The sequence below is a fragment of the Kitasatospora sp. NPDC089797 genome, from assembly GCF_040684795.1.
Taxonomy (GTDB): domain Bacteria; phylum Actinomycetota; class Actinomycetes; order Streptomycetales; family Streptomycetaceae; genus Kitasatospora.
This window is the reverse complement of the sequence record NZ_JBFBGS010000071.1, coordinates 1-24,115: the sequence shown is the minus strand read 5'-3', so window position 1 is coordinate 24,115 and position 24,115 is coordinate 1. Positions and strand designations below refer to the sequence as shown.

Below are 24,115 nucleotides of genomic sequence, written 5' to 3'. Positions count from 1 at the left end.
AGCCGGGCGCGGGCCGCGGTCGCCCGCCTCGCCCCGTGATCCGTCGGTCCACCCCGGAGCCGACAGGGAGGACTCTGCACCAGGCGCGGGCCCGTTCGGCGGGCTGGGACGTCGACCGGGGACGCCGCTGCTCGTCCCAGCGCGCTGACCTGCGGCTTGGGACACCCGACCGGTCATCCGGGGACGAGGAGGGGACACCGGAGGGACGCGGCGGGGACGGCGCGGGCCGGGGGCGCGGGCCGCCGTCGGCCGTTCGAGTGCTCCGGCCGGTCGGGTGCGCCGTCGTGCCTCGACCGTCCCGACTCCCCACGGGTTCCTCCGACCGTGGGCGAACGTTGCTCCTGAGGCTGGTGGGTTGGAATGAATCGTGGGCGGTTCTGTGCGGGCTGTGCCGAATTTCCGGGGCATTCGTAGTGCTGTTCGAGGTGCGGTCACCCTACGTGGTCGAGCAGCTTTGTCGACATAACGTTTGTTGTGTGTCCGCCACGTCTCCGGACTCAGATTCGCGCTGGTCGAAGCGGTCGAGCCGTGAGCATCCGTCAGGAGGCGGCGTCATGGAGACGTCTGATGCATCGTCAAAGTTCCACGTTCTGCCACCCACTTGGGTGAATTCCCTTTAAGCTCACGTTAACCACGGCGGTTTCAGGCCACGCTGTGGGCTCCCTCAGTTAGTCGGGCTATTAGGCCTTCCGGACGATGAGAGCAGGGATGAGAACAACGAATGAACTGATGAACGGCGCCGCACGCGGCCCGGACCGGCTGCGGCCCGGCCGGTCCGGCCGTCGCGCCGTGGGCCGCGTCGCGGCACTCGCCATCGTCGTGGGCGGCAGCTCGCTGGCGGCCGTCCCGTCGGCGGTCTCGCAGACCGGCGACGGGACGGTCACGGTCCGGGTGATCCGGGCCGTGGACAACTCGGGCACCTGGACGCCCGCGTTGGAGCCGAACATGGCGGGCGTCAAGGTGACGCTCACCGACGATGCCGGCGTCTCGATCGACGGCACAACGGCGGCGGACGGCACGGTCACCCTGTCGCCCGCGACCAGCAAGGCCACCGGTGGCAAGTACCGGGTCCAGGTGATCAACCCGAAGCCGGGCGTGCTCTTCCCGGCCTTCGCCTCCCGGCAGGGGCTGGACGGCGCGCCGACCCAGCTCAGCTCCAACGAGGAGTTCGTCGACCTCAGCGGGGGCAAGAACGTCTCGTACACCACCGGGCTGTGGAACCCGGCGGACTACTGCCAGAAGAACGCGCCGCTGGCGACCGCCTGCCAGACCGCGACGTACCAGGGCAAGTCCCAGCGCACGCTGGTCACCTACCCGTACAACTCGCGCGGCCAGGACGGCGCCCCGGGCAACGCGGTGACGACCGACGTCGCCACCGACGGGGACACCGGCACGATCTTCGGCATCACCTGGAGCAAGGCCGACAAGCGGGTGTTCTCCGCGGCGACGGCCAAGCGGACCACCGACTACGGCCCGGCGGGCTCCGGCGGGATCTACGTCACCGACATGACGCAGACCCCGGCGAAGACGACCGTCTTCACCACCGTCCCGAACGCGGGCAGCACCGCGCACGGGCCGGGGACGGACGACGCCTTCCTCGACGTGCCCGGAAAGGAGAGCCTGGGCGGCATCAAGATCACCGACGACGGCAAGGACCTGTTCGTCGTCAACCTGAACGACCGCAAGCTCTACCGCTACGACGCGACCACGCCGACGGCCTCGGCGCCGAAGGCCGCGTACCCGATCCCGGACCCGGGCTGCCCGTCGGCCGGGGACTGGCGTCCGTACGGCCTCGGCCTCCAGGACGGCGTCGGCTACCTCGGCGGGGTCTGCTCCGGCGAGTCCACCGGCAAGCTCAGCGACGTGCGCGCCCTGGTGCTGCCGTTCGACCTCGGCAGCGGGGCGTTCGGCAAGCCGGTGCTGGACCAGCCGATGGACTACCCACGGCTGTCCACCGTCGGTTCGGGCACCTGCGACGGGGCGGGCTGGTTCCCGTGGACCAGCACCTTCCCGGCCTCGCAGAACGGCAAGCCCTGCAACATCACCACCATCGCGTTCCCCGAACCGGAGCTGGGCAAGATCCTGTTCGAGACCGACGGCACGATGCTGCTGGCCTTCAAGGACCGCTTCGCCGACCGCGGCCCGGGCGCCCCGGCGCCCAACTCGGCCACCGTGATGTCCGGCGGCGACCTCGACAAGGCCTGCCTGTCGAACGGCATGTACGTGATGGACGTCAACCTCGGCTGCGGCAAGACCGTCCGCGGCGCCCGGTTCTTCTCCACCGGCTGGGACCAGGTCGGCCACCACAACACGGTGTTCGCGGGCGCGGCGCTCTCCAGGGTCGAGAGCACCGTGGCGGCCTCCGCCTTCGACCCGGACCACACCCCGGTCGGCTACGGCACCTCCTTCATGGAGCGCGCGGACGGCAGCCACGACCCGAAGTTCGGCCTGCGGCTGACCCCGGCGACGACCAACTCGCCGTTCGGCAAGGGCGCGGCGATGGGTGACCTCGAAGTGCTCTGCGACCAGGCGCCGCTGCAGATCGGCAACCGGGTCTGGTACGACCCCGAGCGCAAGGGCATCCAGAACCCGGGTCAGAAGCCGGTGGTCGGCGCCACCGTCAACCTCTACGACGAGTCCGGAAAGGTGGTCGGCACCACCAAGACGACGGCGCGCGGCGAGTACTACTTCGACGACAGCGACGTTCCCGGCGGCCTCAAGCCGCACACCAAGTACACCATCAGGATCGACAACCCCACCGACTACGCCAAGGGCGGCCCGCTGTACCACTGGGTGCCCACGGACCACGACGTCGGCGACAACCACTTCATCGACTCCAAGGGCATCGTCCCGGCCGGGGCCAGGTTCCCCGAACGGGCGCTGACCACCGGCGGTCCGGGGGAGAACGACCACACCTTCGACTTCGGCTACCGCCAGCAGGAGGGCGCGCTGAAGCTGGTCAAGAACGACCAGGACGGCAAGCCGCTGGCCGGTGCCAAGTTCCAGCTGTGGCACGAGACCAACGGCACCGACGGCCTGCAGACCAAGGGCACCACACCGGACACGCCCGTCGGTGACCCCTGCACGACCGGTGCCGACGGCATCTGCCAGGGCAGCGGTCTGCCCGGGACGTACTACTGGCAGGAGTTGAGCCCGCCCGACGGCTACTCGGCGCCCGACAACACGGTCTTCGGACCGCTGGTGCTCACCGCCGACAACCTGGACGACGGGGTCAGCGTCACGGCCGTCAACAAGCTGATCCCCACCCCGACGCCCACCGCGTCGGCGACGCCCACCCCGACCCCGACGCCGACCCCGACCCCGCCGAGCACGCCGGCCCCACCGGCGCCCGCCCCCGGCGGTGAACTGCCGCACACCGGTGCGAGCAGCGGGATGCCGCTGATCGCGACCGGCGCCGCGGTGCTGATCGTGCTCGGTACGGCACTGTTCGTGCTGGTGCGCCGACGCCGGGCCCAGCACCGATGACCGTCCCGCGCTGACGGGGGGACAACTCCCGCAGCGACGGGGTGACGCCCGGACCGGGCGGGTACGCGGACCGTGAGGACCGCGGACCCGCCCGGTTCCGCGCCCGACCGCACGACGTGATCCACGGATCGGAGAACCCGAGCGCATGGCCCGCACGACGAAGGCTGCTGCTTCCGCCACCGCCGCCGCCCGCCCGCCCCGGCGCAGGCGCACCCCCTGGTGGACGGTGCTGATCGCGCTCGCGGTGTGCGTCGCCGCGGTGGGCGGATTCCTCGTCTACCGGGCCGGGTCCGCCGACGCCGCGGAACGGCCGGTCACCACCGACGAGGCCGCCCGGCTGGCCCTGTCCCGACTGCACCTCTACCAGGCCAGCCCGGTGGGCACGGTGCTCACCGCCGACGAGGGCGGCGGCGTGCGGATCCGGGTCGAGGGCGTCGTCGACTACCGCACCCACCGGGGCGTGGGCCGCTACTGGTCCACCGGCGCCGGCGGCGGCCCGCTGGACCACGGCCTGATCATCTGGGACACCGACGGCCTCGGCCTGGCCCCCGAACCGGCCGACGACCACAGCCCGTACTGGCAGCAGGCCGAACACGTCCCGCGCAGCGGCTGGTCGCCCCGCAGCTACACCGCCGACCCGCTGGACGCCGGGCTGCAACTGCTCACCCAGGTCGGCGCCGACCGCCCGGACAACCCGCTGCTGCTCGCCCAGTCCGGCGCCCGATGGCTCGGCCGGGACCGGATCGCCGGCCACGACTACGACCGCTTCGCCGGCCCGCGCGCCCAGGGCGCCGCGCCGGACGGCAACCGCTCACCGCTCACCTACTGGGTGGACGGCGACGGCACGCTGGGCCGGCTCACCATGCGGATGGCGGGCGTGGGCACGCCGACCGCGGTGGACTTCTCCGGCCACGACGCCGAGGCCAAGCTGCCCGAGGCACCCTGGCTCACCGACTGACCCGGCTCACCGACCGGCCCGGCTCACCGAGCGACCAGGCTCACCGACCGACCAGGGGTGCCCGGACGCTGGTGCGCCCTGACCCGGGCGCACCGACCGCCGTCGGCCTCAGCGGCCCCGGGCGAGGGCCAGCCCGGCCGCCCGGCCGGAGAAGATGCAGCCGCCCAGGAAGGTGCCCTCCAGCGCGTTGTACCCGTGCACGCCCCCGCCGCCGAAACCGGCCACCTCCCCGGCGGCGTACAGACCGGGCACCGGGGCGCCGGCGGCGTCGAGGACCCGGGAGTCCAGGTCGGTCTGCAGGCCGCCGAGCGTCTTGCGGGACAGGATGTTGAGGCGCACCCCGATCAGCGGGCCGTGCGCCGGGTCGAGGATCCGGTGCGGCCGGGCGACCCGGGCGATCCGGTCGGTCAGCGACCGGCGGGCGTTGCGGATCGCCATCACCTGCACGTCCTTGCTGAACTCGTTGCCCAACTCCCGGTCCCGCGCCTCGATCTGACGCTCGATCAGCTCCGGGTCGAGCTCCGGGCCACGGGTGATCCCGTTCATCGCCGCGACCAGCTCGGGCAGGGTCCGGGCGACCACGAAGTCCTCGCCGTGCTGCTTGAACCGCTCCACCGGGCCGGGCGCGCCCTTGGCCAGCCGGCTGCGCAGGGCGAACCCCAGGTCGCGGGAGGTCAGATCGGGGTTCTGCTCCGAACCGGAGAGCGCGAACTCCTTCTCGATGATCGACTGGGTCAGGACGAACCACGAGTAGTCGTGGCCGGTGGCCAGGATCTGCCGCATCGCGCCGATCGAGTCGGCCCCCGGCACCCCGGACATGCCGGTCAGCCGCTGCCCGTGGGCGTCGAACCACATCGAGGAGGGGCCGGGCAGGATCCGGATCGCGTGGTCCGGCCAGACCGGGTCCCAGTTGTGGACGCCCTCGGTGTAGGCCCACATCCGGTCGCGGTTGACCACCCGGCCGCCGGCCCGCTCGGTGATCGCCAGCATCCGGCCGTCCACATGGGCGGGCACGCCGGAGATCAGGTGCTCGGGTGCCGGACCGACCCGCTCGACCGGCCAGTTGGCGCGCATCAGCGCGTGGTTGTGCCCGATGCCGCCGGAGGTCACCACGACCGCCGCGGCCCGCTGCTCGAACGGCCCGACCACCTCCCGGGAGGACTCCACCCCGCGCGCGGAGTCATCGGGTGCCAGCACCGCACCCCGGACGCCGACCACCGCGCCGCCCTCGGTCAGCAGCTCGTCCACCCGGTGCCGGAACGCGAACCGCACCAGCCCGGCGCGCTCCGCCCGCAGCACCGGCCGCAGGAACGGCTCCACCACCCCCGGCCCGGTGCCCCAGGTGATGTGGAAGCGCGGCACCGAGTTGCCGTGGCCGGTCGCCGAACCGGCGCCCCGCTCGGCCCAGCCCACCAGCGGCACCACCCGGTGGCCCAGCCGGCGCAGGTACTCGCGCTTGCCGCCGGCCGCCCAGGCCAGGTAGGCCTCGGCCCAGCGGCGCCCCCAGAGGTCCTCGTCGTCCGGCCGGTCGAAGGCCGCCGAGCCGAACCAGTCCTGCCGGGCCAGCTCCAGCGAGTCCTTGACGCCGGTCCGGCGCTGCTCCGGGCTGTCCACGAAGAACAGGCCGCCGAGCGACCAGAACGCCTGGCCGCCCAGATTGCGCCGGTTCTCCTGCTCGACGACCAGCACCCGCCGGCCGGCCCGCGCCAGCTCGTGCGTCGCGACCAGCCCGGCCAGCCCCGCCCCGACCACGATCACCTCAGGCTCGAACGGCATCCAGCTCTCCCTCCGGGGGAATCCCCGTCGCCCGGTCGCGACGGCTGCGCGGTCCCATGGTCACCGGCGGCCGGCGGGCCGGCACTAGGCTTGTCAGGTGGTGACAAAGAAGACTGTGCCGACGGCGCAGGACCCCTCGGTGGCGCGGCAGCGGGTCGTGGCCCGGATCCTGGCGGACGAGGCGGGCATGGTGGACGCCTTCCTGGCCGCCGTCGCCCGGGAGATCCCCGCGTACGCCAACCTGGACCCCCGGCAGCTCGAGGAGGTCCGTTCCATCATCGCCTGGACCTTCCGCCGGGTGCTCGAACTCTGGGCCGTGGACGGGGCGTTGGGCGCCGATGACCTGCGGATGTTCCGCGGTGTGGGCGCGGTCCGGGCCCGCGACGCCCGTCCGTTGCCGGCCGTGCTGCGCGCCTACCGGGTGGCCGCGCTGGCGTTCTTCGACCGGATCGGCGAGCGCTTCGCCGACGCCGTGTCCGTCCCCGAACTGAGTGCGCTCGCCCGGGTCTGGCTGACGGTGCTCGACCAGTCCTCCGAAGCGATCTTCGAGGGCTACGAGTCCACCGGGCGGATCCTCAGCGAGGACCGCGAGCGCTCGCTCCGCGGACTGCTCACCGACCTGCTGCTCGGGCGGCAGAGCCATGCCGGCACGCTGCGCGCCCGGCTGCGCGAGCTGGACGCCGAACTGCCCTCCGCCTTCGACCTGGTGGTGGTGAGCGCGGCCGACGACCCGGCGGGCGCGGCGGCGCTGGTCACCGCGGCCCTGGACGCCCGGGCCGCGGGCGAGCCGGCCGGCCCCGAACTCACCGCGCTGCACACCGTGCTGGACGGCGTCGGGGTGGCCCTGGTCAAGGCCGTCGACCCGGCGGCGCTGCACCGCCTGGCGGCCGGGCACGGGCTCACCGGCGCGCTGCTCACCGAGGTCACCGCCGCCACCGCGCCGCGCGACTACCGGCTCGCCGTCCACGGCGTCCGGCACGCCCCGGCACAGGTCCGGGCGGAGCGCCGGGTGCTCGACCGCGGCGACCTGGAGGTGGTCGCCCTGGTGACCGGACACCCGGACGCCGATCCGAGCCGGGTCGCCGGGGCCGTGCTCGGCCCGCTCGCCCGCGACGACTCCACCCGGCGGACGCTGGAGAGCGTGATCTACGCCGACGGCGCCGCCGGAGCCGCCGCCCGTCTGCACCTCCACCCGCAGACGGTCCGCTACCGGCTGCGCCGCCTGGCCGCCGCGACCGGCCGCGACCCGCGCACCCCGTGGAACCGCTTCGTCTTCCAGACCGCACTCCTGGCGGGCACGGGCACGGGCTCGGGCAAGGATCCGGGAGACAGGCCCTAAGCCCGGTCCGTCGAGAGCCGGGCCCGGAGCTCGCGCTTGAGCAGCTTGCCGCTCTGGTTGCGCGGCAGCGCGTCGACGAAGTGGACGCTCTTCGGGACCTTGTAGGGTGCCAGCCGGCTCCGGACGTGGGCGGTCAGCTCCGCCGCGGTGGGCGCGGCGGTGCCGGGCCGGAGCACCACGAAGGCGGTGACCGCCTCGATCCACTTCTCGTCCGGCGCCCCGACCACCGCCACCTCGGCCACCGCCGGGTGGCTGTAGACGGCCTCCTCGACCTCCCGGGAGGCGACCAGCACCCCGCCGGTGTTGATCACGTCCTTGATCCGGTCGACCACGGTGAGGTAGCCCGCCCCGTCGGCGACCACCAGGTCCCCGGAGTGGAACCAGCCGCCCTTGAAGGCCTCGGCGGTCTGCTCGGGCGCGTCCCAGTAGCCGAGGCAGAGCTGCGGCGAGCGGTAGACGATCTCGCCGGGGGTGCCGGGCGGCACCTCGGCCCCGTCCCGGTCGACGATCCGGGCCTCCACGAACAGCACCGGCCGGCCGCAGGACGCCGGTCGCTCGCCGTGCTCCTCCGGCCGCAGCACGGTGGTCAGCGGCCCGGCCTCGGACTGGCCGAAGCAGTTGTAGAAGCCGACCCACGGGACGTGCTCGCGCAGCCGGTCGAGCACCGCCACCGGCATGACCGAGGCGCCGTACTGGGCCTTGCGCAGCGAGGACAGGTCGTGCCGGTCCAGGTCGGGGTGGTTGGCCAGCGGCACCCAGACCGTCGGGGCCAGGAACAGCGAGCCGATCCGGTCGCGCTCGATCCGGCGGAGCAGTTCGGGGATGTCGGGCGCGTCCAGCAGCAGCACGGAGGCGCCGACGGCGAGGTAGGGCAGCAGGAAGACGTGCAGGGCGGCCGAGTGGTAGAGCGGCATGCAGATCAGCGGCCGGTCGTCCTCGTGCAGGTCGAGGGCCTGGATGCCGGAGAGGTAGGTGTGGATCAGGGCGCGGTGGGTCATCATCGCGCCCTTCGGCCGGGAGGTGGTGCCGGAGGTGTAGAGCAACTGGGCGAGGTCGCCCTCCTGCACCCCGGCGTCGAGGTCGGGCACCGGGCCGGCGAGCGCGATCCCGAGGAGGTCGGCGTCTCCGTCGCCGTCGCGCAGTGTCACCACGTGCCGAACGTCCAGACCGTCCCGGACCCGTTCGACCTCCGGGGCCAGCGCCGGGTCGGTGAGCACCGCCCGGCTGCCGGACTGGCCGAGCAGGTAGCGCAGTTCGTCCCCGGTGAGCGCGTAGTTGACCGGGACGTGCACCAGTCCGGCCCGGGCGCAGGCGAGGAAGGCGATCGCGTACGCGTCGGAGTTGCGCCCGTACGCCGCGACCCGGTCGCCGGTCCGCAGGCCCAGCGTCCGCAGGTGCCCGGCCGCGCGGCCGACCGCGTCGTCGAGCTGCCGGTACGTCCAGCTGCGGTCACGATAGGTGAGCGCGATGCGGTCGGGGTGGCGGCGGGCGCTGCGGCGCAGCAGGCCGTCGACGGTGTCGGCTCGGGGGTCGGTCATCGGCGCGGTCTCGCTTTCGGGTGCGGGGCGGCGGGGCGTGGTCCGGACGGCCGGACCGCAGGAGCAGCCTGCCCGCTCCCGGCCGCGCGCACCAGGGCGTCGTGCCCGGGTGTAGTGCGGGTCCGGCCGGGTACCCGCCCGGGTGACGACCGGTTCCGGGCCGCCGCCTCGGGACGGGCGGCAGGAAGCCGTCAAGACCCGTACCGTTCGTGTACGGCAGCCCGGGTTCGGAGGAGAATCGACGACGGGTGGGGGAGTCCGACGAGGAGGCCGGCGATGGAGAGCCTTGAACGCCGCTACGCGGTGACCCTGCCCGGGCCGGTCTGCGGGCACGGCCCACCGTCCGTCGTGGTGGTGCACCGCACCGAGGCCCTGGGGCCCGGCGGCGGGCCGGTCTGGGAGAGCCCGGGCGGTGAGCTCCGGGTGGAGATCGTCGGTGAGGTCGCGACCGTCCTCTCCGCTCCGGCCGGGGCGGCCCCCCACCCCTGCCTGCACGCCGTGCCGCTGCCCGACCGGGCCGTCCCCGCGCCGTGACGGCGTGCCCCGGGGACCAGCGCCCCGGGGACCACGGCCCCGGGGATCAGCTGTTGGCGCCGCGGGCGGCCACCGGCCAGCGGTCGACCGGCTCACCGGCCCGGACGACCTCCAGGGTGTCGGCCAGGTTCACCGGGGTGCAGACGTGCACCGGGACGACGGCCACCCGCGACCCCAGCCGGGGGGTGGGCCGGCCCTCCGGCAGGACGACGGTGGCGTGGTGCTCGGACAGCGAGGCCAGCACCGCGTCGGGGTGGTCCGGGAGGTAGCCGTGGCCGCGGACCCAGGGCGAGGTGTCGGAGCCCAGCACCTTGCTGCCAGCGTCCAGGACGAACCGCCCGGGAGCCGGGGTGCTCACCACCGTCGCCAGCGCGTACAGGGCGAGGTCCGCCGGGGTGCAACTGCCGATGGCCAGCTGGGTGGCGTCGTTGAAGACGTACACGCCCGGGCGCAGTTCGTTCACCGCGCCCGACCGCCACTGCCCGGCCGTCGGCGTCGACCCGCCGCTCACCACCGGCACGGCGAGCCCCGCCGACCGCAGGGCCGCCGCGGCCTCGCCGAGCGCCCGCTCCTCGTCGCGGGCCGCGTGCTCACGGGCCCGGGGGTCGTGACCGTAGCCGTGCCCCGGGAAGGTGAAGACGCCCGCCACCTCCAGCCCGGCGTCGACGGCGGCCAGGCCGATCGCGGCCGCGTCGGCCGGGGCGACCCCGGTCCGGTGGTGGCCGCAGTCGACCTCGATCATCACCTGCGCCGGGGCCGGCGCCCCGCGCAGCGCCCGCCCGAGGCGCCGGACGCCCTCCACGGAGTCCGCCCCGACCCGCAGCGCGGCGGAGTCCGCGAGGGCGCGCAGCCGACGGGCCTTGGCGTCGTCGACCCACAGGGGGTAGGCGATGAAGAGGTCCGAGACGCCGCTCCCGGCGAAGACCTCCGCCTCACCGACGGTGGCCACGCTCAGGCCCGTCGCCCCGGCGTCGAGCTGGCGCCGGGCGATCTCCGGGCACTTGTGGGTCTTGGCGTGCGGCCGGACCGCGAAGCCGCCGGCCCGGGCCGCCGCGCCCATCCGGGCGATGTTGCGCTCCAGGACGTCGACGTCGACGACCAGCGCGGGGGTCGCCGGTCCCTCGGGGAGATGAGTGCTCATGCCTCATGATCACGCCTCCGGGCCGATCCGCGGTTCCCGGGCCGCCCGCGCCGCCGGGGTCGGGGCCGGTGGCGGTGCGGTGCCCGCCGCCGGCCCCGGCGCCCGGGCGGATCAGGCCTCGGGCGGGATCGGGCCCAGGTAGGTGCCGCCGGAGGCGTCGAGGGTCTGGCCGGTCACCCAGCGGCCCTGCGGGCCCACCAGGAAGCCCACGACGTCCGCGACGTCCTCGGGCAGACCGACCCGGCCCAGGGCGGTGATCGCCTCCAGGCCGGCCATCGCCTCCGGCACACCGGTCCAGGGGGACGTCATGTCGGTCAGGATCACCCCCGGATTGACCGTGTTCACGGTGATCCCGCGCCGGCCGAGCTCATTGGCGAGCGGTGCGGCGAGTGCCGCCACCGCCGCCTTGCTGAGGGTGTAGCCGATCTGGACGGGTGAGCCGATCCGGGCGGCCGCCGAGGCCACGGTCACGATCCGGCCGCCGTCCCGCAGCAGCGGCAGGGTCCGCTGGATCACGAAGAGCGGCGCGCGCACGTTGATCGCCATCAGGCGGTCGAACTCCTCCTCGGTGATCCGGGCGATCGAGCCGGCCAGGTGGATGCCCGCGTTGTTGACCAGGATGTCCAGACCGTCCTGGTCGTGCTCCGCCAGACCGGCGGTGAGGCCCTCCAGCAGCCGGTCCACCGCGTCGCCGTCCCCGAACCGGGCCCGGACCGGGAACGCCCGGCCGCCGGCCTTGGCGATCAGCGCGACGGTCTCCGCCGCCGCGGCCTCGTTGTCGCCGTAGTGCACCGCGACCAGGGCCCCGTCGGCGGCGAGCCGCAGCGCGATCGCCCGCCCGATCCCACGGGACCCGCCCGTCACCAGTGCCGTCCTGCCGTCCAGTTCGCCCATGTCCGTGGTGCCTCCCCGCGCTGCCCCGGCCGCGTCCCGGCCGGGCCGGATCGTCACGGCCCGCTGCCGGACGACCTCTCATACATGCCCGGCGCCGACGGGCTGATGCCGCCGCCGCGGCTCCCGTCGGCCGGGGCCGGGATCGGGTGCCCGTACTCATGGGCCCGCCGGGCGGGCGGGTGCGTCCTGCGGACAGGGCCCTTCGTGGGCCGGCACCGGAAGGGGTATGATCGGGAGAGTTTCAAAGGCACCTCGTTCGGTGAGGCGTCTTCACGGACACAGGCCACTGACCCGACGACGTCGAGAGACGCCCAGGTTCAGGACAGATCTTCCCGACCTAAGGGTTGATCCCAAGTGGCTTCCCCGCCGGGGATCACGCCGTGGAGTGCCAAAGCTCTGACGAGTTGGGGTGAACCGGCGTCGCCGTCGCGGCGGGCCCGGTCCGCTCCTTGCCGTGTCGAGCGGCGCGATCACGCGCCCGACCGGGAGGAGGCGAGAGAGATGGACTCCAGTAGTAGTCCGGGCCACAGTCGGCCCCGCCATCGGCTTTCCGCCCTCATTCCCGGCGCGCGCTGACGCCGGTCGGTCCACTCGCGCGCGCCCTCCCCCCGGCCTCGGGCCGTCGGAGGTTCCACCATGACCCGCTTCGCCTTCCCCGCGTTCACGTCCGCGCGCACCGCCCACGACGGCGGCACCCCCGCGCGCGGCACCCGCCTGCTGCGCGGCTTCCGCCGGCCGACGCCGCACCTGCCGCCGCTCACCCTGCCCGCCGACGCGCCGATCGTCCGCGGCCTCCTCCAACTGACCCTCCAGGACGGCGTTCCGCGCCTCTACCTGCTCGACCACCGCGACTTCTCCGCCACCACCTCTCCCGACGTGGCCTACGACTCGCGGGTCCAGACCGCCTACCTGCTCGCCCTCCAGGGCCACGGCCCCGACCGGATCGCCGAGCACCTCGGCCTGCCCCTCGCCGCCGTCGGGCTCATCGCCCACCACGCCGCCCGCTGCGGCGCCCGGGGCCCGCGCAACACCGCCCCGCGCGCCTGCGCGCCGGGGCGGGGCCGCCTGTCGGCAGGGCGAACTCCCTGCTCCGGCCCGCCTGTTCGTCCGTCCGGCGGCAGTGGGGGCGGGGTGGCCGGCGTCGGCAGTCGAGCCGCCGACCGGTCGGGCGGCACCCGTGCGCGGCCGGTGTGCCGGGCCTGTCGGCCTGTCGCTCGCCGTCGGGCTCATCGCCCACCACACTGCCCGCGCGCCTGGGCGCCCGGGTGGTCCCGCCTGCCGGCAGGGTGAACTCCCGTCCTGCGCAGGCCCATCCGGTCGTGCAGGCGTCAGGACGGCGGATCGGCCGCCGTGTTCCGACCGGATCGTCGGGCGCCGCCCAGCTTGCGGCCCGCGCAACGCCGCCCCCGCGTGCGTGAGCGCCCAGGCGGTTCCGCCTGTCGGTGCGGCGAACTCCCTTCTCCCGCCGACCCGTTCCGGTGGTGGGGGCGGGTCGGCAGTAGGGCAGCCGATGGGGCGGGCATCTCGGCCTGCCCGTCGTCCACCGCACCGCCCCGGCAGGCGGCACTCCCGCGCGTCTGAGCGCCCGGGCGAACTCCCGTCCCGCGCCGGGCCCGTGCGGCCGTCACTCCGCGGCGGCGGTCGCGGCTCGGGCGCGGAGGGCGTCGACGGCGAGGCGGGCGGTGGTTCCGATGGCGGCGTCGGCGGCGGGCAGCGTGATGGTGGTGGCGGCGGCGCGGGTGAAGACGGCGAGGGCGTAGCGGCCGCCGTCGGGGTACTCGACGACGCCGACCTCGTGGCGCAGCGTGGGGAGGGTGCCGGTCTTGCCGTGGACGCGGACGTCGTCGAAGGGGAAGCCGGAGGCCAGGCGGTGCGGCCAGACCTGGAGGCCGAGGAGGCGGCGCAGGGCGGCGCCGTGGTCGCCGGGGCAGGCGTCGCCGTGCCAGACGGCGGCGAGCAGCGCGGTCATGTCGCGCGGGGTGCTGTGGTTGGTGAAGGCGGGGTCGAGGACCCTGAGGCGGGCGACGACGGCGGGGTCGACCGGGGAGTCCGGGCCGGTGTCCTCGGCGAGGGCGCCGATGAGGTCGCGCATGTGGTGGACGGCGACGGTGCGGCTCAGCCCGAGGTCGGCCATGGTGCGGTTAACGGTGTCGAGGCCGATCTCGTCCCACAGGAGGTCGGCGGCGGCGTTGTCGCTGACGGCCACGGTGAGGTAGGCGAGGTCGCGCAGCGAGAGGCGGGCGGGGTCGAGCATGGCGGCGAGGCCGGTCCCGCCGGGGGTGCGGCCGGTGGCGGGGACGTCGACCTGCCGGGTCAGGTCGACGCGTCCGGCGGCGGCCTCGCGGTAGAGCGTCACCAGCAGGCAGAGCTTGTGGACGCTGGAGGTGCTGACGGCGGTGTCGGCGCCGAGGGCGATCTCGGCGCCGGTGTCGAGGTCGCGCGCGTGCAGCCAGCCGGTGACCCCCGCGTCGGTGAAGGCCGCGGCGATGCGCGTGCGCGCGGCTCGGCCGTGCGAGGTCCGGTCGGGTGCGGTCCGGTCGTGCGGGGCACGGCCGGCGGCCGGGTGGTCGGCTCTCGTGCGGTCGCTGGTCACAGCGGGAACTCCATTGCGGGCCGGGGGTAGAGCGGGCGGTGGGGCGGCTGGGGCAGCAGGCCGCCGGGTCCGGTCAGCGCCTCGTGGGCGGCCTCCGCGAACAGCCGGACGGCGGGCCCGCCCCGTCCGGCCGGCCAGGCGGTCGAGGTCCGCCAGGCCAGGGGGGAGCCGGTCAGCGGACGCCAGACTGTACCGGGTGGCGGCGCGGTGCGCGGCACCAGGGCGACGGCGCTGCCGGTGAGCACGAGCGCGCCCGCGACGTCCGGCCCCGGCGGGTCGACCACGGCCTCCGGGGTACAGCCGTGCCTGGTCAGCGTGGTGAGCACCTCGTCGTACAGGGCCGGGGCGGTCGCGCGCGGGGGGAGGACCAGCCGCAGGCCGGTCAGTTCGGCCACGGCGAGCTCCGGGCGGTCGGCGTACGGACTGCCGGCGGCGAGCAGGACACCGAGCGGCTGGTGCAGGACGGGCCCGAAGGCCAGTCCGTCGGCCGGGCAGGGGTGGCGGACCACGGCGACGTCGACGGTGTGCTGGGCGAGTTCGCGCACCACGGCCGCGGCGGGCAGTTCCCGCAGGTCGAGCCGGGTGCCGGGGGAGGCGCCCTCGAAGCCGGTGAGCAGTGCGGCCAGGGCGGCCGGCCCGAGTTCGGGCGGGACGGCCGCGCGCAGGGTGCCGGCCCGTCCGCTGCGCAGGTCGGCGGCGGTGGCGAGCAGCCGGGCGGCGCTGTCCAGCGTCTCCTCGGCCTCGGCGAGCAGCAGCCGGCCCGCCGGGGTGAGGGTGACGCCGCGCGGGCCGCGGTCGAACAGGGTCACGCCGAGTTCGCGTTCGAGGCGCTGGATCCGCTGGGAGAGCGAGGGCTGGGCTATCCGCAGGCGTTCGGCGGCGCGGCCGAAGTGCCGCTCCTCGGCGACGGCGCGGAAGTGGCGGAGGTGCCCCAGCAGGTCCATGGCCAGCCATCATAGGTGTTTTCTAATCGTCCGTTTCACGATTGTGGTCTTGGACCGGGGCGTCACCGACCTGTTTAGCTGAGCGCGACGGCGCGATCGCGGCGACACGGACGACCCTGGGAGACCACCGATGACACCCGCCCTCCACCGCCCCCGTACCACGCTGCCCGCCGTGGCCCTGCTGGCGGCCGCGCTGGTCGCGGGCTGCGCCCAACCGGGCAACGCCTCGACGCCGCCGGCGGCGTCCGCCGCAGCCGCGACGACGGCGACGGCCGCGACCGACCGGGCGGAGGCCTCGTTCGCGGCACTGGAGCAGCAGTTCGGCGCCCGGCTCGGCGTGTTCGCGGTGGACACCGGCAGCGGGCGGGAGGTCACCCACCGGGACGGGGAGCGGTTCGCGTTCGCCTCCACGATCAAGTCGCTCGCCGCCGGGGCCCTGTTGAAGAAGGCCTCCGACGCGGACCTGGACAAGGTCGTCCACTACCGCCAGGAGGACGTGCTGGCGTGGGCGCCGATCACCTCGCAGCACGTGGCCACCGGCATGCGGCTGCGGGACATCGCCGCCGCCTCCATCCAGTACAGCGACAACACCGCGGCCAACCTGGTCGTCGCCGAGCTCGGCGGTCCGGCGGCCGTCCAGCAGTCCCTGCGGGACCTGGGCGACTCCACCACCAGCGTGGACCGCACCGAACCGACCCTCAACGAGGCGACCCCGGGCGACACCCGGGACACCAGCACCCCGCGCGTCCTCGCCGCCGACCTGCGCCGCTACGTGCTCGGCGACGCCCTCGGCGCGGACCGGCGCAACCTGCTGACGGACTGGCTGGTCGGCAACACGACCGGCGGCCCCTTCGTGCGCGCGGGCGTGCCCGCCGACTGGAAGATCGGCGACAAGACCGGGAACGCCGGCTACGGCACCCGCAACGACGTCGCCGTGGCGTGGCCCTCGGGCGGGCGCAGCCCGATCGTGATCGTCCTCCTGTCCGACCGGGGCAAGGCCGACGCCACCTCCGACGACGCCCTGCTCGCCCAGGCCACGAAGACCGTCGTCAGCGCCCTCGGCTGACCTCCACCGACCAGGAGCCCGCCCACGATGATCAGCCCCACCCGCCGAGCCGCCACGGAAGCCGACTTCACCCGGCGCAGGCTCGCCCAGCTCGCCGTCCTCGGCATCGCCGCCGGGGCCGCACCGGCCGTCCTGCCGGGCACCGCCTCGGCCGCCCCCGCGGCCGCCCCCGGCCCGGCCCCCGCAGCGGCGTCGAGGAGAACGAAGGCGCCGACCGCCGCCGGGGCGCACTACGACCGTGCCCGCCGGCTCGCCGCGGACGACCCCGTGCTGTGCGCCCTGGTGACCGCACTGACCCCCGGCTCCGGCCTTCCCGACCTGCCCGCGCCCCCGCCCGTCAAGCTGTTCGACAACCTGGTGCTGCTGAGCGTCGGGTGGGTCTCGGCGATGGCGCTGCTCACGGACGAGGGCGTCGTACTGATCGACGCACTCACCTCGCCCGCCGACGTCGAGGGCGTCATCGTCCCCGGGCTGCGGTCGGTCGGCGCCGACCCGGCGGAGATCCGGCACGTCGTCGTGACCCACGGCCACGCGGACCACTTCGGCGGCGCGCAGACCCTGGCCGACCGCTACGGCGCCCGGGTGCACATGGCGGCGGCCGACTGGGACCTCCTCGCCCGCACCGGCCCGGCCGGCGCCCCCGTCCGCGACCTCGACATCGCGGACGGCGCCCGGCTCACGCTCGGCGGCACGACGATCGAGCTGCACCACACCCCGGGCCACACCCCCGGCACGGTGTCCCCGGTCATCCCGGTCCGGCTGGGCCGCCGGCACCACAGCGCGATGCTCTGGGGCGGCCTCAACCCGCCCTCGACGGTGGCCGACCTGCGGACCTACCTCGCGTCCGCCCAGTCCTTCCGGACCGTCATGCGCCGGGCGAACGTGGAGGTCGAGCTCTCCAACCACCCGAACGACCACGGTCTCGAACGCGTCGAGCAGCTGCGGCGCCAGCCGCCCGGCGCCGCCAACCCCTTCCTCCTCGGCGGCCCCCGCACGCAGCGGTACATGGCCGTCATGGACGCGATGCTGCGCGGCCGCATCGCCGACGCGGAGGCGGCCGGCTAGCGGCGGCGGCCCGGGCGAGGATCCAGGAGGCAGGCCGTAGGCTGCTTCCCCGGGCGGAGTTCGGGGGAGGGACGGCATGGGAGCCGAGGCCACGGGCGGGACGGACGGCGGGCCGGCGAGGGCCTGTCCGCGCTGTGAGCGGCCGCTGGTACGGCAGTTCACCCGGTCCGGGGCGTACGGCGGCACCAAGGAGTGGTGGACGTGCGGCGGTTGCGGGTTCCTGGGGCGTCCCGACCGCCGGGGCGGCCCCGTTCTCCATCCCTTCCGGTACCTGACCGGAGAGGACGGGGACTGCGTCTTCTGCGGCGGGGAGGAGAGCAACCGGGCGAGTGAGTCCTTCCCCTGGGACGGCCGGTGGTGCGAGTGGATCGTCTGTGCGGCCTGCGGCCGGGAGAACGTGCGCCGGGCCGACGGCGGGCCCTGGTAGCGCCCCGTCGGCACCACGGGCCCTCTCCCGCACCGGGATTCCGGACCCGCCCCGCCCGGACCCGCCCCGCCCGGACCCGCCCCGCCCGGACCCGCCCCGCCCGGACCCGACGCCCGTGGCCCACCGTGCACCTGCGCGGTGGGCCACGGGCGTTCCGTCGTCGGTGCGCAGGCGGTGGTGCCGTTACCCGGTGGTCCGTTGGGCGCGGTGCGCGGCGACGCGGACGCGGGTGGCGCAGCGCGGGGTGCAGTAGCGCTGGGGGGTGCGGCGGCCGGTGTCGATGAAGTAGCGGTCGCAGCCGGGGGCGGCGCAGCGGCCCCAGGCGCAGCTGCCGCGTTCGCTGAGCCACAGGCCGAGGGCGAGGGCGGCGGTGGAGAGCAGCCAGTGGGTGAGGCCGGCGTCGGCGGGGGCCCGGGTGTGCAGGGACCACGGGCGGCCGGGGAGCCGGACCAGGTGGGGGCGGGGCGGGTGGCGGTCGAGGAGGGCGTTGATCGCCTCGGCCGCCCGGTCGACGTCGTCGGTGTCGAGGACGGCGGTCACGGCGGCGGTGGCCCGGCGCAGTTCCCGGGCGTCGGCCCCGGTGAGCCGGAAGGGCGGGCCGCCGTGGCGTTCCAGGAGGGCCTGGAGTTCGGCGGCGTCCGCCTCGGGGTCCTCGGCGGCGTCCGCGGCGGGCGTCGCGCGGACGGTGTTGGCGAGGTCGGCGAGGAAGTGGAGGCCGCGGGGGTTGTCGTCCTCGGGGGGCTTGGGCATGGGCACCATGGTAACGTCAAAATCATCAGATAGGCGTTACGAAGGAGTGGCATGCGATCCCCGGAGTTCCCGGCAGTGACGTCCGTGCTCGTCGTCGGCGCAGGGCCCGTCGGCCTGGCGCTCTCCCTGCTGCTGTCCGGGCACGGGGTGGCGCACCTGCTCGTCGAGGCGCACCCCGACACCTCCCGGCACCCCAAGGCCCGTGGCGTGTCGGCCCGTTCGATGGAGGTGTTCCGGCGGTGCGGCCTGGAGGAGGAGATCCGGCGGGCCGGCCTGCCGGCCTCGCAGGTGTCCTTCTACCGCGGCCGCACCCTGGTCGACCCGGACTTCGTCCGCACCGGGGTGACCGTGCCGGACGGCCCCGAGCGGACCCCGTCGCCCGGACTGATCTGCTCCCAGGACGTCCTGGAGGCCGTGCTCGTCCGGCGGGCCCGCGAACTCGCCCCGGACGGCGTCCGGTTCGCGACCCGGCTGGTGTCCCACCGGGAGGACGGCGACGGCGTGCACGCCGTGCTGGAGGAGCGGGACGGCGGGGCGCGGCACACCGTCCGGGCCGACTGGCTGATCGGCTGCGACGGCGCGTCGAGCACCGTCCGGGAGGCCGCCGGGATCGCCATGGACGGGCCGACCGGCCTGGGCCACTTCCTCAGCGTCCGCTTCGAGGCACCGCTGGGCGAGGTGGTGGCCGACCGGGCCAGCGCCTCGTACTTCCTCACCGAGCCCGGCCGGGGCGGCTTCCTGGCCGTCGACAACGACCGGCGGTGGATCTACCAGTACCCGTACGACCCCGGGCGCGAGCCGGTCGAGTCCCTCCGGGACGACCACCCCCGACTGGCCCGGCTGATCCGGGTGGCGGCGGGCCTGCCGGAGCTGCCGGTGACCGTCCTGGACACCACCACCTGGCGGATGGACGCCCGCCTGGCCGCGGCCTACCGGCGCTCCCGCGTCCTGCTCGCGGGCGACGCGGCCCATGTGACGCCCCCGACCGGCGGGCACGGCATGAACACCGGCATCGGCGACGCCGACAACCTGGCCTGGAAGCTGGCCGCGGTCGTCGCGGGGCGGGCCGGCGGGGCGCTGCTCGACAGCTACGAGGCGGAGCGCCGCCCGGTGGCCCGGCAGGTGATCGACCTCTCGCTCGCCAACTCCCGGGCCCGGACCAGCTACCGGATCGACGACGAGCTGCTGCTCAGCGCGGCCTACACCTCCGGCGCGGTGCTCTCCGAGGCGCCGCCGCGCCCGGCGCTCGACCCGGAGCGCCAGCATCCCGAGGGCGTCCCGGGCACCCGGCTGCCGCACCTGCGGATCGGCGCGGGCTCCACGCTGGACCTGGTCGGCCCGGGCTTCACCCTGTTCACCGCCGACGGGGCCTGGCAGCGGCAGGCCGACACCGCCACGGCGGCCGGACTGCCCGTCGCCCTGCGCCCGCTGCCGGCGGATGCCGCGGCGCGGCTCGGGCTCGCGCCCGGCGGCGCGGCGCTGGTCCGGCCCGACGGCCATCTCGCCTGGCGCGCCGGGCGGTTGCCGGCCGACGACGCCCGGGTGCTCGACGTGCTACGGCAGGTCCTCGCCCAGGGCTGAGCCCACCGGGACCTCCGTGCACCGCGCGGCCTCGACGAACGGGGCGCGGAGCTCCGCGAAGCGCTCCATCAGCGGGTCGCGGAAGTAGCCGCCGATCAGCTGTGACCAGCCGGCCGGCAGCCGGTCGGCGAGGGCGAGCAGCCGGGCGCCCTCCTCCCCGGACAGGCACCGGCTCTCCCGCAGGCAGTGCTCCAGGAGGTCCCGGTCCCGCCCGCGCTGCGCCTCGTCCTTGCCGGACCACTCCACGACGACGTCCCGGGCGAGCGACGCCGCGATGTGGTGCGGGTGGTCGCAGAGCTCGGCGTTGACGTCGCACCAGCCCTGCTCCAGGGCCCGCACGGCCGAGCGGAGCACCGCCCGGTCGAGGGCGACCCGCTCCAACTCCCGGCAGTGGCCGAGCAGGGCCCGGGCGCGGGACCGCAGGAGCGGCGTCGCCGACCGCTCCAGCGGGCCGTAGCCGGTCTCCACCGCCAGGGCGTGGCGGGCGAGTCGGGCACCGCGCCGGTCGTGCTCGACCTCCGGCAGCCCGCGCACCGTCGCCGCCAGGGCGTCGGCGGCGCGCAGGAAGGCGGTCGCCGGGTCGGTCGGCGTGCCCGGCCGCCGGAGGTCGGGCACGGTCGGCTCCTGGACGCGCGCCGCCCCGACGGCCGCGCGGGTCGGCCGGAGGCCGGCGTCGAGCACGGCCGCCGCCGCGCGCCCGCCGCCGCGCCTGGCCCAGCGGGCGGTGAGGAAGCCGATGGGGAGGGCGAGCAGGGCGGGGACGGTGGTGCCGAGGTCTACCGGGTTCACGGACCCGATGGTGCCGGTTCCGCTACGGCGGCCGGAGGCGGCGACGGGAAGTGCAGCAAAGTGATCGGTACCCTGCGATGTTCCGATCGCTCACGATCGAAGCGTTGCAGGGCTGTTGCCTGCGGAGTGAGGCGAGTCACGGTGGCGGACAGTGTCTCATGATCGGATGGTCCGATGAACGAGTTCGGAAGGGCCCGCCCGTCATCGACGGCACGGGGGCTGGTCGCCGTCGTCGCCGTCACGCTGCTCGCGGGGTGCGGCACCCGGTCGGCCGGGACGGCGGCGCTCCCGTCGGCGGCCGGCAGCACCGGGCCGTGCGGGGTGGTGTCGGCCTCGCCGACGGCGGGTGCGCCGGGCGGGGTGCGGATCACCGCGGTCGGTCCGGCCTGCGCGGAGTACGAGGTGACCAACGGGGCGTCCGAGACCTCCGACATCACGGTGGTGTTCGGACGGTCGGGCGCCTCCGGGGGCCTCCTCGACAACCTGGCGCAGACGACCGAGGGGATCGCGCCGGGAGCGAGCGCCCAGGGGCGGGTCGACCTGGACGGGACCGGCACCGGGGTGAAGGTCCTCACGGTGCGCAGCGTGCCGAGCGCCGAGGCCTCGCGGCCGGACGGGCCGTGCCCGGCCTCCGGGGTGCGGGTGAGCACGGACGCCGGGGACGCGGCGATGGGGCTGCGGGTGGTCGGTCTGCACCTGCGCAACTGCGGGACGGCTGCGGTGACCGTGAACGGGTACCCGGAGCTGCAGTTGCTCGACCTGGAGCACCGACCCGTCGACGGGGTGCAGCTGCTGCGCGGGGGCGCCGGGATCGCGAGCGGCACCGGCGCGGACGACCCGCCGCGGGCCGTCGCACTGAAGCCGGGGGAGGGCGCCCGCGCCTCGCTGGTGTGGCGCAACACCACCGGGGCGGGGGACCCGGTGAACGCCCCGTACGTCCGGGTCCGGGCGATGCCGGGGGCGGCGCCGGTGATGGTCGTCCCGGAGCTGGACCTGGGCACCACCGGGCGGCTCGGCGTCGGCGCCTGGGTCCGGGAGGAGGGCGAACCGCCGCCGGCCACCAGGCGGCCGGGGCCGCTGCCCACGGCACCCGTTCCGCCGGGCGGAACGGGCGGGCCGGGCGCGTCGGGCGGTCCGTCGGCACCGGGGCGGTGATCACCCGTCCGGGGAGGTCCGCCCGCCCGGCGCGGGGGCGGCGCCGTCCGGGAGCCCCGGCCGGGGCAGCACGGCGGCGCCGAGGGCGAGCCACCCGGCCGCGAGCAGCCAGCCGCCGAGCACGTCCAGCGGCCAGTGCACCGCGAGGTAGACCCGGCTGAGGCCGACCGCGACCGCGAACCCGACGGCGCCCGCGAGGGCGGCCCCGGCCGCGGCCGGCCGGGCCCGGGCGACGGCCAGGCCGAGCAGCCCGGCGCAGACCGCCGCGGTGAAGGAGTGCCCGGAGGGGAAGGAGAAGCCGGACGCAGCGGTGGCCCAGCCGGCCCGGGGCGGCCGGGGGCGGGCGAAGACCTGCATCAGTCCCAGGCGCACCAGCTGACCGAGGGCCAGCCACAGCAGCGGGGCGAGCAGCAGCAGCGTCGCCCGGCGGCGTGGTCGCGGCGCGGGCAGGGCCCGGACGGCGAGGGCGCCGGCGGCCAGGGTCAGCAGGTAGGGCACCACCGCGGAGCCGAGCGAGGTGACCACCACGGCCGCCGTCCGGGCCGCGGCCGGCCGGTGGGCGGCGCTCCAGTCGTCGGCGGCCCGCTCGAAGCCGTACGGGGCCCAGCCGCGGTCGGCCAGCAGGGCCGCCAGCGCCGCGAACAGCAGCAGGGCGACGGCGGCGGCCACCGGCCGGCGGCGCGGCCGGGCCGCCGGGTGGACCGGTGGGCGGGCGTTCGCCGGGCGGGGGCCGGGCCGGTCGGACGAGGTCGGCGGGCGGTTCATCGGGTCGGGCACCTTTCCGGGGGGCGGGGTGACCGGTCCGCGCGGCCGGGCCCCGGGCCCCATGGTCGGGGTCGGGGGCGCCCGGTGGCACCGGGCCACGCCGCGGCGGGGTCAGCCGCTGCCGGTCGGCCGGAACATGCCGACCGAGTCGTGCCGGGCGACGTCCTGGAAGCCGTAGTGCTCGTAGAGCAGGCGGGCGGGCCCGTCCGCGATCAGCGAGACGTAGGCGCTGGCGGGCGCCCGCCGGTCCAGCTCCGCGGTGAGCGCGGCCATGATGCGCTTGCCGAGGCCGCGCCCCTGGTGGGCCGGGTTGACGCAGATGTCGACGATCTGGAAGGCGGTGCCGCCGTCGCCGATGATCCGGCCCATGCCGATCGGCTCGCCCCGGTGGTGCAGGACCACGCCGTACCAGGTGTGGGGGAGGCCGAGCGCGACGGCCTCCGGGGCCCGGTCGGAGAGGCCGGCGTCGGTGCGCAGACGGCGGAAGACCTCGACGGTGGGAACCCCGGGGCGCAGCTCGTAAGGGTCATTGATGCTCTGCATGCATTACATGCTAACGGGTGGGGGTGCGGGCCCCCGGCCGGGCTCCCGAGCACCGCGGGCGGTCGGGGGAGCCGCCCGGGGCGGGCTCGGGGGTCGGTCGTACCATGTCCGACCTGGGGGTTTGCCGAGGCGGCAGGGGCCGAGGGGAGAGCGGGGCGCGCCGCAGGGCGGCCGGGGGAGTGACGACGGCGGGGACGGGCCGGGAGGAGACGGCAGTGACGGCAGGAGTGGGAACCGTGTTCCGCGGTGAGGAGCTGCCCGCGAAGGAACGGTTCGACTGCTGGCGGGAGTTGCTGGAGCGGACGCGCGCCTGCGACGCGACCAGTGCGCACGCCGACGACTTCCGGGCGGAGCTGCGGCGCTCCGAGCTGGGCGAGGTGGTCCTGCTCGGGACGGCCTTCCCCGCCGTGCGGTTCCGGCGGACCGAGCGGATGGTGCGGCGCTCGGACGCGGAGGTCTACCACCTGTCCTTCCTGGCCGAGGGCAGCATGGCGCTGACCCGGGGCGACGGCCCGACGGAGTCGCTCCGCCCGGGCGAACTGCACCTGGTCGACAGCTCGACGCCCTACGACCTGCGGACCTACGGGGTCTCCGGGGTGGGGGTCGACTTCCCGGTCGCACTGCTGCCGCTGCCGCCGGAGCGGCTGCGCGGGCTGCTCGGCCGCGGGATCGCCGCGCGGTCGGGTTCGGCCGCGCTGCTCTCGGACTTCCTGCTCGGCCTGGACCGGCAGGCCGCCGCCCTGGGACCGGCCGAGGCCGCCCGGATGGGCG

Annotated in this window: 20 protein-coding genes, 1 pseudogene and 1 riboswitch; of the genes and pseudogenes, 11 read left to right on the top strand and 10 right to left on the bottom strand. The window is 75.7% G+C overall.

Annotated features, from left to right (window positions below):
* Window positions 1-708 precede the first annotated feature (708 nt).
* Window positions 709-3,486 carry an SdrD B-like domain-containing protein gene (locus tag AB0O91_RS37625; RefSeq protein ID WP_363443035.1) on the top strand — a complete coding sequence of 926 codons (2,778 nt, stop codon included), beginning with the start codon at window positions 709-711 and terminating at the stop codon, window positions 3,484-3,486.
* A gap of 145 nt (window positions 3,487-3,631) precedes the next feature.
* Window positions 3,632-4,444 carry a hypothetical protein gene (locus tag AB0O91_RS37620; protein WP_363443033.1) on the top strand — a complete coding sequence of 271 codons (813 nt, stop codon included), beginning with the start codon at window positions 3,632-3,634 and terminating at the stop codon, window positions 4,442-4,444.
* Window positions 4,445-4,552: 108 nt separating this feature from the next.
* Here AB0O91_RS37620 and AB0O91_RS37615 read toward each other — a convergent pair whose 3' ends face one another.
* The gene (locus tag AB0O91_RS37615; RefSeq protein ID WP_363443031.1) at window positions 4,553-6,220 is read right to left on the bottom strand and encodes an FAD-binding dehydrogenase; all 1,668 of its coding nucleotides are present in this window, start codon (window positions 6,218-6,220) and stop codon (window positions 4,553-4,555) included.
* Window positions 6,221-6,320: 100 nt separating this feature from the next.
* On the opposite strand from AB0O91_RS37615, the gene AB0O91_RS37610 reads away from it, so the two are divergent.
* Window positions 6,321-7,559 (top strand): helix-turn-helix domain-containing protein, encoded by a 1,239-nt coding sequence (locus AB0O91_RS37610; RefSeq protein ID WP_363443029.1) that lies wholly within the window; start codon window positions 6,321-6,323, stop codon window positions 7,557-7,559.
* Here AB0O91_RS37610 and AB0O91_RS37605 read toward each other — a convergent pair.
* Entirely contained in the window at window positions 7,556-9,097 is a 1,542-nt protein-coding gene (locus AB0O91_RS37605) for a fatty acyl-CoA synthetase (RefSeq protein ID WP_363443027.1), read from the bottom strand. The two genes, AB0O91_RS37610 and AB0O91_RS37605, sit on opposite strands and share 4 nt — an antisense overlap.
* A gap of 276 nt (window positions 9,098-9,373) precedes the next feature.
* On the opposite strand from AB0O91_RS37605, the gene AB0O91_RS37600 reads away from it, so the two are divergent.
* The gene (locus AB0O91_RS37600) at window positions 9,374-9,631 is read left to right on the top strand and encodes a DUF6296 family protein (RefSeq protein WP_363443025.1); all 258 of its coding nucleotides are present in this window, start codon (window positions 9,374-9,376) and stop codon (window positions 9,629-9,631) included.
* 46 nt (window positions 9,632-9,677) lie between these two features.
* Here the strand turns inward: AB0O91_RS37600 and AB0O91_RS37595 are convergent, their stop codons facing one another.
* Both AB0O91_RS37595 and AB0O91_RS37590 read right to left on the bottom strand, forming a co-directional pair.
* A complete protein-coding gene (locus AB0O91_RS37595; protein ID WP_363443023.1) occupies window positions 9,678-10,772 on the bottom strand; it encodes an alanine racemase in 1,095 nt (364 codons plus the stop codon).
* Between the two features lie 111 nt (window positions 10,773-10,883).
* Window positions 10,884-11,666 carry an SDR family oxidoreductase gene (locus AB0O91_RS37590; protein WP_363443021.1) on the bottom strand — a complete coding sequence of 261 codons (783 nt, stop codon included), beginning with the start codon at window positions 11,664-11,666 and terminating at the stop codon, window positions 10,884-10,886.
* A gap of 244 nt (window positions 11,667-11,910) precedes the next feature.
* Window positions 11,911-12,082: riboswitch (M-box (ykoK) riboswitch) on the top strand.
* A gap of 220 nt (window positions 12,083-12,302) precedes the next feature.
* Here AB0O91_RS37590 and AB0O91_RS37585 point away from each other — a divergent pair.
* Complete coding sequence (locus AB0O91_RS37585) at window positions 12,303-12,956, top strand: hypothetical protein (protein WP_363443019.1); 654 nt, start codon at window positions 12,303-12,305, stop codon at window positions 12,954-12,956.
* Window positions 12,957-13,290: 334 nt separating this feature from the next.
* On the opposite strand, the gene AB0O91_RS37580 is transcribed toward AB0O91_RS37585, so the two are convergent.
* Window positions 13,291-14,154 carry a serine hydrolase gene (locus AB0O91_RS37580; RefSeq protein ID WP_363443065.1) on the bottom strand — a complete coding sequence of 288 codons (864 nt, stop codon included), beginning with the start codon at window positions 14,152-14,154 and terminating at the stop codon, window positions 13,291-13,293.
* A gap of 101 nt (window positions 14,155-14,255) precedes the next feature.
* A complete protein-coding gene (locus AB0O91_RS37575; protein WP_363443017.1) occupies window positions 14,256-15,203 on the bottom strand; it encodes a LysR family transcriptional regulator in 948 nt (315 codons plus the stop codon).
* 130 nt (window positions 15,204-15,333) lie between these two features.
* Between AB0O91_RS37575 and bla the strand changes: the two genes are divergently transcribed.
* From bla to AB0O91_RS37560, 3 genes are all read left to right on the top strand, one after another.
* The gene (gene bla / locus AB0O91_RS37570) at window positions 15,334-16,269 is read left to right on the top strand and encodes a class A beta-lactamase (RefSeq protein WP_363443015.1); all 936 of its coding nucleotides are present in this window, start codon (window positions 15,334-15,336) and stop codon (window positions 16,267-16,269) included.
* 27 nt (window positions 16,270-16,296) lie between these two features.
* Window positions 16,297-17,334 carry an MBL fold metallo-hydrolase gene (locus tag AB0O91_RS37565; RefSeq protein WP_363443013.1) on the top strand — a complete coding sequence of 346 codons (1,038 nt, stop codon included), beginning with the start codon at window positions 16,297-16,299 and terminating at the stop codon, window positions 17,332-17,334.
* A gap of 76 nt (window positions 17,335-17,410) precedes the next feature.
* Window positions 17,411-17,761: a hypothetical protein gene (locus tag AB0O91_RS37560; protein ID WP_363443011.1), complete on the top strand. Its 351-nt coding sequence runs from the start codon at window positions 17,411-17,413 to the stop codon at window positions 17,759-17,761.
* Between the two features lie 183 nt (window positions 17,762-17,944).
* On the opposite strand, the gene AB0O91_RS37555 is transcribed toward AB0O91_RS37560, so the two are convergent.
* Window positions 17,945-18,511, bottom strand: a complete 567-nt coding sequence (locus AB0O91_RS37555; RefSeq protein WP_363443009.1) for a CGNR zinc finger domain-containing protein — start codon at window positions 18,509-18,511, stop codon at window positions 17,945-17,947.
* 51 nt (window positions 18,512-18,562) lie between these two features.
* Here AB0O91_RS37555 and AB0O91_RS37550 point away from each other — a divergent pair, with 51 nt between their 5' ends.
* Window positions 18,563-20,092, top strand: a complete 1,530-nt coding sequence (locus tag AB0O91_RS37550; protein ID WP_363443007.1) for an FAD-dependent monooxygenase — start codon at window positions 18,563-18,565, stop codon at window positions 20,090-20,092.
* Here the strand turns inward: AB0O91_RS37550 and AB0O91_RS37545 are convergent.
* Window positions 20,066-20,881 carry a hypothetical protein gene (locus AB0O91_RS37545; protein ID WP_363443005.1) on the bottom strand — a complete coding sequence of 272 codons (816 nt, stop codon included), beginning with the start codon at window positions 20,879-20,881 and terminating at the stop codon, window positions 20,066-20,068. The genes AB0O91_RS37550 and AB0O91_RS37545 overlap by 27 nt on opposite strands.
* Window positions 20,882-21,055: 174 nt before the next feature.
* On the opposite strand from AB0O91_RS37545, the gene AB0O91_RS37540 reads away from it, so the two are divergent.
* Window positions 21,056-22,036, top strand: a complete 981-nt coding sequence (locus tag AB0O91_RS37540; RefSeq protein WP_363443003.1) for a DUF4232 domain-containing protein — start codon at window positions 21,056-21,058, stop codon at window positions 22,034-22,036.
* On the opposite strand, the gene AB0O91_RS37535 is transcribed toward AB0O91_RS37540, so the two are convergent.
* On the bottom strand, window positions 22,037-22,801 hold the full coding sequence (locus AB0O91_RS37535) for a phosphatase PAP2 family protein (protein WP_363443001.1): 765 nt from the start codon (window positions 22,799-22,801) through the stop codon (window positions 22,037-22,039). It abuts the gene before it with no gap.
* Window positions 22,802-22,912: 111 nt separating this feature from the next.
* Entirely contained in the window at window positions 22,913-23,344 is a 432-nt protein-coding gene (locus AB0O91_RS37530; RefSeq protein WP_363442999.1) for a GNAT family N-acetyltransferase, read from the bottom strand.
* Window positions 23,345-23,559: 215 nt separating this feature from the next.
* On the opposite strand from AB0O91_RS37530, the pseudogene AB0O91_RS37525 reads away from it, so the two are divergent.
* Window positions 23,560-24,115 (top strand): annotated as a pseudogene (locus AB0O91_RS37525) (AraC family transcriptional regulator); the annotation flags it as partial.

Bases quoted from the DNA above. Each gene is read 5' to 3' on its own strand.
- AB0O91_RS37540 (WP_363443003.1), top strand. From the start codon at position 21,056: ATGAACGAGTTCGGAAGGGCCCGCCCGTCATCGACGGCACGGGGGCTG.
- bla (WP_363443015.1), top strand. From the start codon at position 15,334: ATGACACCCGCCCTCCACCGCCCCCGTACCACGCTGCCCGCCGTGGCC.
- AB0O91_RS37555 (WP_363443009.1), bottom strand. From the start codon at position 18,511: ATGCCCAAGCCCCCCGAGGACGACAACCCCCGCGGCCTCCACTTCCTC.
- AB0O91_RS37575 (WP_363443017.1), bottom strand. From the start codon at position 15,203: ATGGACCTGCTGGGGCACCTCCGCCACTTCCGCGCCGTCGCCGAGGAG.
- AB0O91_RS37550 (WP_363443007.1), top strand. From the start codon at position 18,563: ATGCGATCCCCGGAGTTCCCGGCAGTGACGTCCGTGCTCGTCGTCGGC.
- AB0O91_RS37605 (WP_363443027.1), bottom strand. From the start codon at position 9,097: ATGACCGACCCCCGAGCCGACACCGTCGACGGCCTGCTGCGCCGCAGC.
- AB0O91_RS37530 (WP_363442999.1), bottom strand. From the start codon at position 23,344: ATGCAGAGCATCAATGACCCTTACGAGCTGCGCCCCGGGGTTCCCACC.
- AB0O91_RS37620 (WP_363443033.1), top strand. From the start codon at position 3,632: ATGGCCCGCACGACGAAGGCTGCTGCTTCCGCCACCGCCGCCGCCCGC.
- AB0O91_RS37585 (WP_363443019.1), top strand. From the start codon at position 12,303: ATGACCCGCTTCGCCTTCCCCGCGTTCACGTCCGCGCGCACCGCCCAC.
- AB0O91_RS37535 (WP_363443001.1), bottom strand. From the start codon at position 22,801: ATGAACCGCCCGCCGACCTCGTCCGACCGGCCCGGCCCCCGCCCGGCG.
- AB0O91_RS37625 (WP_363443035.1), top strand. From the start codon at position 709: ATGAGAACAACGAATGAACTGATGAACGGCGCCGCACGCGGCCCGGAC.
- AB0O91_RS37615 (WP_363443031.1), bottom strand. From the start codon at position 6,220: ATGCCGTTCGAGCCTGAGGTGATCGTGGTCGGGGCGGGGCTGGCCGGG.
- AB0O91_RS37560 (WP_363443011.1), top strand. From the start codon at position 17,411: ATGGGAGCCGAGGCCACGGGCGGGACGGACGGCGGGCCGGCGAGGGCC.
- AB0O91_RS37590 (WP_363443021.1), bottom strand. From the start codon at position 11,666: ATGGGCGAACTGGACGGCAGGACGGCACTGGTGACGGGCGGGTCCCGT.
- AB0O91_RS37595 (WP_363443023.1), bottom strand. From the start codon at position 10,772: ATGAGCACTCATCTCCCCGAGGGACCGGCGACCCCCGCGCTGGTCGTC.
- AB0O91_RS37565 (WP_363443013.1), top strand. From the start codon at position 16,297: ATGATCAGCCCCACCCGCCGAGCCGCCACGGAAGCCGACTTCACCCGG.
- AB0O91_RS37600 (WP_363443025.1), top strand. From the start codon at position 9,374: ATGGAGAGCCTTGAACGCCGCTACGCGGTGACCCTGCCCGGGCCGGTC.